The following is a 12,307-nucleotide window of genomic DNA, read 5'->3' as shown; positions in this document are numbered from 1 at the left end:
GGGTATTTTTCTTTAAACAAATAAGCGTAAATTTGTAATAATTCATAACCATACTTTACAATTAACTAAACACCAAATGCATTTTTACAACTATCATGACCAGCTAAAAAAAATCGACCGAGCGGGACGTGGAGCCATCATATCCAAGGGAATCGCAACGGGAGCTATAGGATTTTTCCTGCTGGCCACAGCCTTCACCATGGACATTCGTTTGCTGTTTGGTTCTGTTCTTTGCTTATCGATTTGCTGGATGTTGGATGCTTATTTTAAAGTCATTGAAGAAAAGTATCAGCAGCTCTTGGACATCAGCGCATTTAAACAACCCCATCCAAAAGACGTAGCAAAAAGTTGGGCAGGTGAGCTTTTTTTCTCCCTGAACGGACTTTTTTATTTTTTGGCCATCCTATTCCATGGCTGCCTCTTTTTACTGCTGAAGTAAAAAACAACTGAACTGGTAAAACCAAAAGCTCCATTACCGTTTGAGGACAATGGAGCTTTTTTATGTAAAGGAACCAACCATGGGGCTTGGCACCATTTCAGCTTCTAGTTAGCTGGGTATCATTATATTTTTGGAACTACACGCCCCTGATTCTATTTCTGCAATCCCTTTACTTCCTTCCCATTTATCATGACATTTTCAAATGTCACGTCTTTCATGTGATTCACATTGAAAACCTCATCCACACTGTCAATGCGGCAATTGATCATTTGGAAATTGGTGACGGGCGAACTTTCATATGCATTGGCCATGACCGCATATTTTCCTCCGTTTTTCACCTGAAGGTTTTCTACGATGACATTTCGGATGGTCGGAATATGGTCACCTTCTTCCTCATAAAACATGTTAAAACGTACAGCTGCCTCCCGGTAGGTGCCTACGACCACATCACGCATGTATATGTTTTCTACCGTACCGCCTCTCTTAGAGCTGGTCTTAATTCGGAGGACACGGTCCAAATTCGGACTGTCCATGACCAGGTTCTGCGCAAATACATTTCGCGCACCACCGGATATCTCACTCCCGATGACTACTCCTCCATGGCCCTCTTTCATTTCACATCCTTCTATGATGATGTTTTCGGAAGGAATACCCGGAATCCTGCCGTCCTCGTTCCTGCCTGACTTGATCGCGATACAATCATCCCCCGTATCAAAATAGCAATCTTTGATCAATACATTCTTGCACGCTTCTGGATCACATCCATCATTGTTTGGGCCGAGGGTTTCTATTTTCACCCTTTCCACTGTCACATTCTCACACAATACTGGATGAAGGTTCCACATAGGAGCATTGATCAGTTTCACATCTTGGATCAACACATTTTTACACTCAAATGGCTGCACAAATTGGGGGCGCATAAAGTGTCCTTCACCGAAAATCCGCTCTTCCAATGGCACCCTGTCGTGCACCATTTCATGCAGCAGCTTTCGCGAGGGATTCTGCCTTCCCATTCCCTCTTTCCAACCAAAGTGCTTGGCACCACACCATGGCCACCAATGCTCCATGTCTGCATGACCATCCAAGGTACCGTTGCCCGTAATCGCAATATTCTCTTGCTGATAGGCATAGATAAATGGAGAATAATTCATCAGCTCCATTCCCTCCCATCTGCTTCTGACCAATGGCAGGTAGTCTTTGGGGTTTCGACTAAACCGTAAGGTCGCCCCTTCTTCCAAATGCAAGTTGACATTGCTGAGCAAATGCACTGCACCGGTCAGATATACTCCCTTGGGAACCACCACACGGCCGCCGCCAGCTTCATTACACGCCTTGATAGCCGCTGCAATAGCATCGGTGCTCAATACTTCCCCGCCTGCTTCGGCACCGTATTCCTCGATGCTGAACTCCTGATCTGGAAACTCTGGAACGGTAATCAATCCCCGGATAGAATCTAATTGTGCCCATGGCCCTGATTCCTCCATAGGTTGTTCCTTTTTCTCTTCAGACTTTTGGTTACAAGCGTATGCCATCATGGCCACCAATAAACCAAAAAGATAAAATCTACGACTAATGATCATGTTATTTGTTTATGATTAAGTTTTCATCAATGACTACTGCGCACACGCAATAGCCCTAAACATTTCTGGGTTTCGTTACTCACTTCCCTAATTCCAAGGCGGCCATGATAAAAGGTCCCACGCCTTTGGGGTCATTGACGCGAATTTTTTCGTTGACGTAATATTCATAGGTGCCGTCACGGTAAGGACTTCCGCCCAGTCCCGCTACCGCACAAACTTGGGTCAAGCTGACTTCTCCATTGGGCTTGACCTGGATCAATCGATCGATGATTCCCTGAAACCCCTTCTCTGCTGTCTCGCGGAATGAGTTTTCCAAATAGCCCTTGTTGACGCCTTTGGCCAGGGCATATACAAACATGCTCGAAGCAGAGGCTTCCAGGTAGTTATCCGCTTCGCCTCCACGATCGATAACCTGGTACCACAGCCCGCTTTCCTCTTCTTGATAATCCCTTACCGCTACGGCCAATCGCTGCAAAATACCTTTCAGAACCACTCGTCCGTAATGTTCCGCTGGAAGGAAGTCCAAAGCATCTACCACTGCCATAGCGTACCAGCCCATTGCCCTGCCCCAAACATTGGGCGATCGGCCAGATGCTGAATCGGCCCAAGCCTGGAATTTACTTTCATCCCAGCCATGGTACAAAAGTCCCGTTTGAGGATCACGCAAATGCTTTTCCATCAACACCAATTGCAATACCCCTTCCTCAAAAGCAGCAGGATCATTAAACTCCTGAGCATATTGCATCAAAAAAGGCGTTCCCATATAAGCCCCATCAAGCCACATTTGATTGGTGTATCGGGCCTTGTGCCAAAACCCCCCTTCAATGGCTCTCGGCTGGTAGCGCAACTGCTTCCGAAGGGTCTCGATCGCCACTTTATAGCGATCATCATGTGTTTGATCATAAAGGTTAAACAATAGTTTACCTGAATTGATCATATCAATATTATAGGTTTCGTACTTATACGTCTTGATCTCTCCCGATGGCTCGATCAATTGGTCTGCATAGGCTTTGATATAGTTATAATAGGTATCATCTTCTGTTGCTCTCCATAGTTCCTCAAAAGCATGAAGCATCAATCCCTGTGGATAACTCCACACCGGTCTGTCCATAAAGTCTATTTGCCAAGCCTCTGGGTTTCGCGCCATTACGGACAATGCCATTCGCTCGGACCATTTCAAATTCTCCGAAATCGGCTTACTTTGACCATAAGTCAAACTTGTGCAAAATAGGAATATGAACAGCAGTACGCTAAATTTTTTCATGGTAATGGTTCAATTGTTTTGTTAAATGTTTTGAAGGTTGTCAAATGGAAAGGTGATAAGGATTACAAATCTGGAACAGTTTAATTGAGTCAGAGACTCAAAGCTTCCCAGTGCTGGGGCAGAGACCCAGCACAACCCGGTTGGGTTTGCTTACCTGTGATGGGCAGAGCCCCAGCACAACTCGGGGAGTCAGAGAATCAATTCTTCAACGTGCTGGGGCAGAGACTCGATACAAGCCAACGACCCGCACAACCGACAGCCCCGGCACAAGCCAGCATTCTCACACCTTATTTCTCTTGTCTAACATCTCACCTATGGCATTTTCCGCAACCCTTCCCATTTGACGTTCCACTTGCCATTGTCGGGAAATCCTGGCGTGGGCCTATCCGGAGCACCTTCCCATCCAGCTGCCATCATGGCCACCGTGGTCAACAAGCCGCCATTTCCAGGCAGGTAAATCCTTAACCTTTTATCTTGGTAATTATGCCCATTGGGCAAATAGGTGTTTTTCTCTTCGCCCATAAACAATGCGTCCAAAGCAGTCTCAGGCATATTGAGCCTGGCAGCATTCATGGCCATCATGGGATAATCCCATCCCCAGGTAGACTCCCAATTCCAGATCTTCAAGATCTTCTCCAAGGTATTTTTCATAATGACCGTATCGATCATGGCTGTTTTAGGCAAAATGCCATAAGCACCTAACACCACTGGATGATCATGCAGGTAAAAATCATCTTCATAGGCCCTTGGATGGGTGCTGCTGGGCAAATAAAGACTGTCTTTGATCGCCAGGGGAGCCAGATTATCCAGTACTTCACGCCACTTTTTGTTTTCTTCCATTCCAAGGCGCTTTTGCCAATCCAAGGCTACCGTTAGCCCGTAATGCCAATAGGCAAGTTCAAAAGGTGGATCGTCGGTTGAATTGGCAGGGAAAAGCTCTTGCGCAGGGATCAATGGAGCGATCAAATGGTATTTACCATCCACTTTACTATCCTTCGCAAAGGAGGCCATAAACGTGGCCGTCTCAAAAACCAGTTCTTTATATTTTTCTAGAGTCTCTTTTTCTGGCCGTGCCTGGTAAATCTGCTCCACAAAGTACAAAATGTGTGGCTGCTGCCAAATCAAATATGGAGCCACACTGGAAGGGCTCTCATCGCCGTATGGATCGGTCATTTTTTGCCACCTGGCTCCTTCATATCCCTGACGGGCCGCCGTGGCTTTGGCCTTTTCTAAGGAGCTAAAATACCATGGAAGGCTCTTCTCCATCAAGCCCACACGATCCCATAATCCAAAATGGGCCCCATGCCACCAATGCATTTCCATATGGAATTTACCGTACCAACTGTTCATGGTCAATCCGGTCTCCTGCGGAGGCAAAGAACCTGCGCAATTCAATTTCGTCAAATATTGCGATAGCACTACCCTTCTCTCCAATTCATGAGCCCGCTCATCAGTACATTCAGAAAAATCAATTGCTCCACCAGATTGCCAAAATGCTTGCCATCCTGCCTCACTGCTGTTGGCCGTTGCCCCAAAGTCAGGCACTTTCCCTTCTCCTTCTTCAGAAAACAAAGCGGTAAATTCAAGTGTATTTTGCCCTTCTTGGGCATTGAGCAAAAAGGTATGTTTATCAGAAGTTTCAAAAGCACCATTTCCCTTCCAACTCACATCGGTCACATATTCGGTGCTGTCCAAGGTCCTACCAATCCGGACATGACTGGGCTTAATCACTTCCAAAAGTGATTCATGTTTTTCGGGCTGCGTCCAATCATAGCCAGGACAGACATGACAGCCTGAGCCATATGGAAACCTGAACTTAACCTTCAATTTCCCATTCCCCACCAAAGGAGAACTGATTTTTGCAGAAATGCCATCCTTCTCCTGATGACCGTATAATTCCACTTTGACCGGCTGCCCTTCCACTGTATAGGTACTGGTAATCTTTCCTTTCCACAGGTCGAGCTCTTGGTGGACGTTTTGGAGGTCATCCACGTTGATCGTGGAGCCGTCCTCTTTGGTGATCTCCAGTCCTATGATCCCTAAATGCAATCGGTGTGGGCTGGTACGAAAATAATCGGTCACTTCTTTCTTTCGCCCTTCTTTCCACTGTACTGGAAACGAAATCACCTGACCAATGGCCGACGTATCATAGCGCAGAATTTCTTCCCATTCGTAGTCGTCCGGATTGGGAAAAGCATGCCAGCCCCACTGACTCTGGGTGCCTAACGAAACGCCCTTTTCATAATACGCTGGAAACGTCTGCAGACCACTGACATCCACGGTGTAAGCAAATTCTCCATTGCCCACGCTAAGGGAGGCCAAGGTATCTGGCTTTTCCAGCACGACATTATGCCGGTTGACCAATGCAAACCGGTCGATTTTTTCAGTGGTCTTTTCATCCTGGCTTTCATCACCTCCGGCACAAGCCAAGGTGACCAAACTCACAAGCAATAATCCACACCAAGTGTGAAAGGAAGGGAAAAAAGAAAATTTGATCATAAGGGTACTATTGTCTTAATTTATACTTTGAACTTTAGTCAATCGCTTTAGAAGCTGCTATAAACATGAATGAAACAACCATCATTATTCAGTTAATATTCAGAAAGTTATAGTATTTAAACAATGTTATTCATTAAGGCTTACAGACCGATCATTTACCAAAGCATTAAGATAGTTTTCCAATGCCGTATATCCATACTTGTCTGTCCGGTTTCTATCGGTAGCGTCTTCTGGGTCGAGCCCATTATTTTGCTCGTATTGGTCAGGCATGCCATCTCCATCCCTATCGATGGGGGCTTTGCCTCCTTTCACCCTTCCTGGACCTTTCATTGGCAGTGCCATCTCATCACTGATGGTCTTTCCCGTCTTGCCCAGTGACTTTAAATCATCTATTAGGAATTGATCGACCTCATCTCGATGGTGAGAGGCTCCCACCTTGGAAAGTACGGACTGGTAGGCGGCCAATGCTGGGGTGATGGTTACTGAAGGATAATCATAAGGTTTCTCCATCCAGCTTACCGGCTCGTAGGTATCCCTTTCCACCAGTTTGCCGTCAAGTTTCCCATTCCGGTTTCCGTCATACCAATTGTCCCGGGCGTATAGGTGGAAATTCTCATTGGATCTGTTAAATGGCGGAGTATCGCCGGTTTCTGGTCCCGCAATAAAATAGTTACCAATAACATTGGCATAGGACATGCGAGCGGAGCCTCCACCTTGGATATAGCCAGCCACGGCCCAGTTGTACACCACGTTATTGACATATTGGTTTATGCCCTTGACTTTGGGGTTACGTGTATGGTTATTGATCCATAGGCAGTTTAAAATAGAAACCCCTCCTGATGGCTGGATCAGACCACCGGTCGAATGTGTCTGTAGCCCTTGGCCAATAATGCTATGCTGCAAGGTTACATCTTTGACATCTCCATTCAGATCAAAAGTGCCGTCACGACCCCATGAAATGGACACATGATCAAAGATCATATCATGGCCGGTCGCGATGGACACGGCGTCTTTGCCCTTGTCGCCCACTTTGCCCATCCTGATGCGAATATAGCGGGTGATGCTATTGTTGGCCTCCGTGAAAGACAAGCCATTTCCGTAAACCGTAATCCCTTCCCCCGGAGCTGTTTGACCTGCAATGGTGATGTTTTCTTTAACAATGATCCTCGAATGGATCCTGATGACTCCTCCCACTTCAAAGATCACCGTGCGGTTGGGCTGACTGACAGCGTCACGGAAAGAGCCAGGCCCTGAATCATCAAGATTAGTTACTTTGTACACTTCTCCACCTCTCCCTCCTGTGGCAAATCTCCCAAACCCTTCTGCCCCTGGAAAGGCCAATTGCTGCGCATAGCTCATGGTGGTGACCAATAAGGCCAATACAAATGGTACTATTTTGTTCATTATCGTTTGAATTTTTAGTTATCGGTTCCTTAGTGATTGGGTTATTGGTTTCTGCTGCTGTACTGGTTTGTAATCCACCTAGCAGTAACAGCTTAATTGAGTCAGAGACTCAAAACTTGCCAGTGCTGGGGCGGAGACCCAGCACAACCCAGTTTCTTCCACGCCCAGTACCGGGTAGGCTCAAGACTCATTACTCACATCTCACTACTAAAAAAGACAAGACCGGGCAAATAATCACCCGATCCTGTACTGGATTAACAAACCCCTAGTGTCGAGTCATTTTTCAATGACCGTTCAACTCCGCCCGGAGAACTCAATCTACATCCCTCCGGGCGGAACTGAGATGCCAAAGCCCCATAAGGAGCTTTAGGCTTAATATCATGGATTTAAATCATAGTCAATAAACCAGTTATCAGGCTGCATAAGCAGGTTCCTGATGCTCTCCCGTTTTCCGGCGGGATATTTTGCACTTACTCGGTCCGCCAGCATACTGGGGTCATTCCACCGCTTGGCCATCCTGATCATGGCAAAATAAGACCTTGCCTCACCCGCACTTTCCATACAGGTTTCTTCCAGCAGCAAACTGTCCAGGCCTTTTTTATACTGCGCAATCTTCTCTGGCGTGTCCAGCTCATCCTTATTCAATCCTTCAGGATAGACTGGTCCCAGGTCAATACGCCTCCTGACACCCCAATTCACATTAATGGCCGAATTATACGTTTCATTGTCCAGCGGATATTCAAGGTTGTCTTCATTTTTGGAAAGGTAATTTTGGACGCCATCGTTTAGGAAAGCCTCGGCCTCTTTGAATTGCTCCATTTGGTTGAGTGCTTCAGCTATGAACAAATGGACGTCTCCCGCACGGTACAATACGATGTGTACATCGTTCTTATAAATATTATCCGCCGACTCGTGCGCTCTGGAAAACTTGCGTACCACCCAGTCTCCATTTTGCCTCCAATAGGTGTAGTTTTCTCCTCGGTAATTATCACCAACCGTAATCCCGTCTTGCCTAACTTGCCGCTGGAACCGTTCCATTGCAGCGTCTGTTGGACGCAGGTAATATTTATTGGGCTCTGTATTGGAGAAATATTCGATCAAGCGATTGGTCTGATGACGTTGGTAGTCAAAAGGTACAATATTGATCAGTTCACGGGTTTTGGTAATCGGATCGCGGTAAAAGAATTGGATCCATTCCCCATTGTAATCGTCATTGCCAAGCTTATAACGTCCGCTTCCCCCATCATAGATGAATGACATGCCCAAGCTGACCACCTGTTCATAATTTCCATTCCACAGGTACAGCTCGATCAATAACGGCTCTGGAGAAGGACAGATCATATTCCAAGTAAGGTCCTGGGCGGAAGTGCTCACACCCGGAAACAATAGATCCGACCAAACCAGCACCTGCTTCCCATTGATGCCTTTGACACCACCTTCCATGAGGCTGATGAGTTGCCCAATAAGCTCCTCAAAACTCATGGTGGGATATTGGGATAAATCCGTCTCTTTGGTCAGTGGCTCATCCAGGTAAACCGCTTCACCATACAATTTTCCGAGCATCAAGTAGGCCCATACCTTAAAGCGAATGGCACCACTCACCAATGGTTCGAACACCGCATCTTCCACGGCATTGGGATTGGCCTCCTTGAATTCAAAGGCCTTTTTGATGTAGTTGTTAGCATTGGAAATGACGTCATAATATCCGCTGGGATCTGCCAACTCATTACCCGGACTGATCTGATGATTATAAACCTCCCAAAGCTCCTGTGGAGCATTATCAGTAGGTTCCAAAAAGTCCCCTCTCAATTCAGCAAGGAAAATGGCCTTATCCGCCACCGTTTGCACTTTGGCTGCAATGCCCATATATCCCGAATACAGTTCATTGGTGTTGCCAATGTAATTTTCTTCCAAGAGCATGTCATTTGTATCGGTCTCAAAGTAGCTTTCGCAACTACCAAAAACCAATAAGCTCAGGAGTAACGTGTATTTATAAAAAGCGTTATACTTCATAGCTAATTTCATTAAAATTGTAGGTTAAAACCAAATTTAACGGTAGATGGCAGTGGCATCGCTCCATAGTCTACTCCCTGCCAAGCGGGTTGATAGGCATAGGAAACTACTGGATCAAGGCCCAAATAGTCCGTAAATGTCAGGAGGTTTTCTCCCGCCAAGTACACTTCTCCTCCCTCGATAAAGCTCCATTTCCCTAGCTGATAACTCAGGGTAACGTTGTTTAACCGGAGGAAAGACCCGTCCTCTATCCAGCGATCGGAAAACCGGCTATTGCCCATGGGGTCTCCGTAATTGGCCTTGGGAATATCGGTCTGCTGACCATCCGTCTGCCAACGCTTGTCTACGGCCATGGACTGGTTCCTGAAATCACTTAACGATTCCATTTCCCTTCGTACACCGTTATAAATCTGGTTTCCAGCACTGAAGGTAAATTGAGCGGACAAGGACAATTTCTTATACCTTACTTGGGTAAAGAAACTACCAAAGAAGTCTGGAGAGGCATCCCCAATGATCGTTCTGTCCTGATCATCGATGATCCCATCTTGGTTCAAATCCTCAAAATGAATATCTCCGGCATTAAACTGATCTCCTTTATAATCTACCAATCCCAGTGCATCAGCCTCTTCTTGGGTGCTGATCACACCGTTTGAAACAAAACCGTAGAAATTGTAAGGGTTTTGATCCACTGCAGAGGATACTGCCCATTTGCCACCATCCATCTCCCGGATGATGGACGCAGCGCCCCCTTCCATTGACGTGATCTTGTTCTGGTTTTTGTTGATCGTACCGCCAATGCTCCAACTCACATCCCTTTGGTCTACCAATCTCAACTGCAAGGCGGCTTCGATGCCCTTGTTTTCCAGTTTGGCACCGTTGACATATTGTTGGTCAATGCCATACACGGAGGAAATACCTTGTGGAAAAATCACATCGGAAGAAATGGTCTGATAAACACTCAAACTGGCCACTAACCTGCGGTCAAAGAATCCCGCATCGATCCCGGCATCGAAATTCTGATTGCGCTCCCTGCCGAGGTTGGTATTGGCGACATTTCCGTTTACAATCCCCGCCAGCTGACGGTATGCCTGGCTGGTATAAAACTGCCGGCTTAGGCCAGTAGGAAACTGACTGTTACCAGTAAGGCCATACCCCACATGCAGATCCAATTGGTTCACCACGTGACTATGCTTCAGCCAAGGGCTATGCTTTGCCTGCCAGGTCATTTCCAAGCCTGGATAGACCCCAAACCTGCTGGCATCGGCACCTGTAGAAGAAGCGCCGTCTGCCGACATATTCAAAGAAGCTACCCACTGGTTACCCATGGTGTATTTGGCATAACCGTAAAGGCTCATCCAATTCCACGAATTGTAGTATCCGGAAAAGTACCTTCCCTCTGCATCGACATAGGAAAGTGTTTTGTAAAAGTCAGAACTGGTATTCCTCCCAAAACCACCATCAAACTCATGCCTGGTCATTATCCCCTGATAGCCAATGCCGGCTTCCAAAGGGTTTCCTGCCAGCTCCTCTACGATGTCCGCACTGACCTTGTAGAATAAATTGGAGACCTTGCCGGTTCCCGCTCTGGCAGTGTTTAGCGCTACACCTTCTTCCTGCGGCGTAATGGTCTGATCCGAACGGCCCGGGATAAATGCCGACTGCCGCTTATAGCCAGAATAGTAGCCAAATACCGCCTGCATTTTGGTATGGTCGTTTACTTCGAAATTTAATCCAGTATTTAAAAACGCGTCAAAATTGTCCGATTCCATTTTAGTGTCGTTCACCACTGCCAGTGGATTGGACACCCCAAACTGCCTAACCGCATCATAGGCGGGAAGCTGATTGTTGTACTCATCTTTCTTAAAAGGGCTAAGGATGGGCGCCTTGTAAAGGGCAGCCATCAACGGATTGGTAGCATCATTCAGGATTTGCTCGTGCAATTTGCTATTCCCATAGGTCAAGCCCATGGAAGTCACCAATTGAAACCGCTCACTCAGCTCAATTTGAGCATTGAGGCGCGTGGTATAGCGGGTAAAATTGGTATTGTCATAGGTTCCTCCTTGATTGCTGGCCCCTACGGACAGGTCATATTTCGCAATCGCATCCCCTCCTTTTACACGCAAGTGATTGGAAGTCACAAAAGCGGATTTATTGACCAGCTCCTGCCAGTCGGTTTGATTGTTGTAGAGGAAATTGTAGTAATAATCTGGATCGTCACGTAAAAACGGAAACAAGTCCAGCATATCCCCCATATCTTCATATCGGGTAAGGCCCACATCTCCAATATAGCTCTTGAAATCATCTACCCCTAACACCGGCAAGCGCTTATTGTTATAGGCCATTCCATATTGACCGGAAAATTCGATGACCGTTTCCATATCTTTTGGAGAGCTCGTCTCGATCAGCAGCACCCCATTAGAGCCCATCGAGCCATAGCGGGAAGCGGCACTTCCAGTAACCAATTTGATATTGTCAATATCATCCACACTAAGGACATTAAACATGCTGGGAGAATAGCCTTGGATGATCGCAGAATTGTTCAAATCCGGTAAATAAGGCATGCCATTGATGATGATCAGCGGAGCATTTTTACCGGTCAAGGACCGAATGCCCCGTAAATTCACCGTGGCACCCTCACCCGGCATACCACTTTTATTGATAACATTTAGCCCGGGAAAAGCCCCTTGAAGTACGTCTTCCACATACATTGCACTGGGTTTAAAGCGCTCTGCCGGCAATAATTGACCTTTCATGCTTCCCTGAGCATCACTTTTGACAGGGACTTCATAATAATCATTTCGCTGGGGAATCAGTACAATTTCAAGGTAGTCCCTTCCAAGCAAAGGAATCACCTGTTCTTGGAAGCCTGGTGCCCAAACGGTCAGGTCTCCTTCCAACTGGTTTAGAGTTATGCTGAATTCGCCTTGCTCATCCGTCTGGGCAGTATTTTCCTCATTTGCTATCGAAATGTAAGCATCACTGATAGGGTCGGCGCCAAACGGGCTGCTTACCTTTCCTTTCAGCACTTGCTGGGCATGGGCCCCGAAGGCCAACACCATCATCACTGCAATCAGCAAGGCTACTTTATGTTGTTTTATCATTGTTCCT

Annotated in this window: 7 protein-coding genes; 1 reads left to right on the top strand and 6 read right to left on the bottom strand. The window is 46.6% G+C overall.

Translation table 11 applies throughout. The annotated features are described in order from the left end of the window. The first annotated feature begins 76 nt into the window (after window positions 1–76). A complete protein-coding gene (locus ECHVI_RS16555; RefSeq protein WP_015267166.1) occupies window positions 77–439 on the top strand; it encodes a hypothetical protein in 363 nt (120 codons plus the stop codon). A 152-nt stretch (window positions 440–591) separates the two neighbouring features. On the opposite strand, the gene ECHVI_RS16550 is transcribed toward ECHVI_RS16555, so the two are convergent. The 6 genes from ECHVI_RS16550 to ECHVI_RS16525 all read right to left on the bottom strand — a co-directional run bounded on the left by ECHVI_RS16550 (window position 592) and on the right by ECHVI_RS16525 (window position 12,300). Further along, window positions 592–2,019, bottom strand: a complete 1,428-nt coding sequence (locus ECHVI_RS16550; RefSeq protein WP_015267165.1) for a glycoside hydrolase family 28 protein — start codon at window positions 2,017–2,019, stop codon at window positions 592–594. Window positions 2,020–2,098: 79 nt separating this feature from the next. After that, the gene (locus ECHVI_RS16545; RefSeq protein WP_015267164.1) at window positions 2,099–3,283 is read right to left on the bottom strand and encodes a glycoside hydrolase family 88/105 protein; all 1,185 of its coding nucleotides are present in this window, start codon (window positions 3,281–3,283) and stop codon (window positions 2,099–2,101) included. A gap of 312 nt (window positions 3,284–3,595) precedes the next feature. Further along, window positions 3,596–5,782: a glycoside hydrolase family 65 protein gene (locus ECHVI_RS16540; RefSeq protein WP_015267163.1), complete on the bottom strand. Its 2,187-nt coding sequence runs from the start codon at window positions 5,780–5,782 to the stop codon at window positions 3,596–3,598. A 126-nt stretch (window positions 5,783–5,908) separates the two neighbouring features. After that, on the bottom strand, window positions 5,909–7,186 hold the full coding sequence (locus ECHVI_RS16535; protein ID WP_015267162.1) for a pectate lyase family protein: 1,278 nt from the start codon (window positions 7,184–7,186) through the stop codon (window positions 5,909–5,911). A 378-nt stretch (window positions 7,187–7,564) separates the two neighbouring features. Then, window positions 7,565–9,211, bottom strand: a complete 1,647-nt coding sequence (locus ECHVI_RS16530) for a RagB/SusD family nutrient uptake outer membrane protein (RefSeq protein ID WP_217189899.1) — start codon at window positions 9,209–9,211, stop codon at window positions 7,565–7,567. Continuing rightward, window positions 9,211–12,300 carry a SusC/RagA family TonB-linked outer membrane protein gene (locus tag ECHVI_RS16525; protein ID WP_041739941.1) on the bottom strand — a complete coding sequence of 1,030 codons (3,090 nt, stop codon included), beginning with the start codon at window positions 12,298–12,300 and terminating at the stop codon, window positions 9,211–9,213. The genes ECHVI_RS16530 and ECHVI_RS16525 overlap by 1 nt, the downstream gene beginning before the upstream one ends. Window positions 12,301–12,307 lie beyond the last annotated feature (7 nt).

The organism is Echinicola vietnamensis DSM 17526 (assembly GCF_000325705.1).
GTDB lineage: Bacteria > Bacteroidota > Bacteroidia > Cytophagales > Cyclobacteriaceae > Echinicola > Echinicola vietnamensis.
The sequence above is the reverse complement of the archived record's forward strand: the minus strand, read 5'-3'. Positions and strand labels throughout refer to the sequence as shown.

Coding starts and splice junctions, on each gene's coding strand:
- ECHVI_RS16555 (WP_015267166.1), top strand. CDS start 77: ATGCATTTTTACAACTATCATGACCAGCTAAAAAAAATCGACCGAGCG.
- ECHVI_RS16550 (WP_015267165.1), bottom strand. CDS start 2,019: ATGATCATTAGTCGTAGATTTTATCTTTTTGGTTTATTGGTGGCCATG.
- ECHVI_RS16545 (WP_015267164.1), bottom strand. CDS start 3,283: ATGAAAAAATTTAGCGTACTGCTGTTCATATTCCTATTTTGCACAAGT.
- ECHVI_RS16540 (WP_015267163.1), bottom strand. CDS start 5,782: ATGATCAAATTTTCTTTTTTCCCTTCCTTTCACACTTGGTGTGGATTA.
- ECHVI_RS16535 (WP_015267162.1), bottom strand. CDS start 7,186: ATGAACAAAATAGTACCATTTGTATTGGCCTTATTGGTCACCACCATG.
- ECHVI_RS16530 (WP_217189899.1), bottom strand. CDS start 9,211: ATGAAATTAGCTATGAAGTATAACGCTTTTTATAAATACACGTTACTC.
- ECHVI_RS16525 (WP_041739941.1), bottom strand. CDS start 12,300: ATGATAAAACAACATAAAGTAGCCTTGCTGATTGCAGTGATGATGGTG.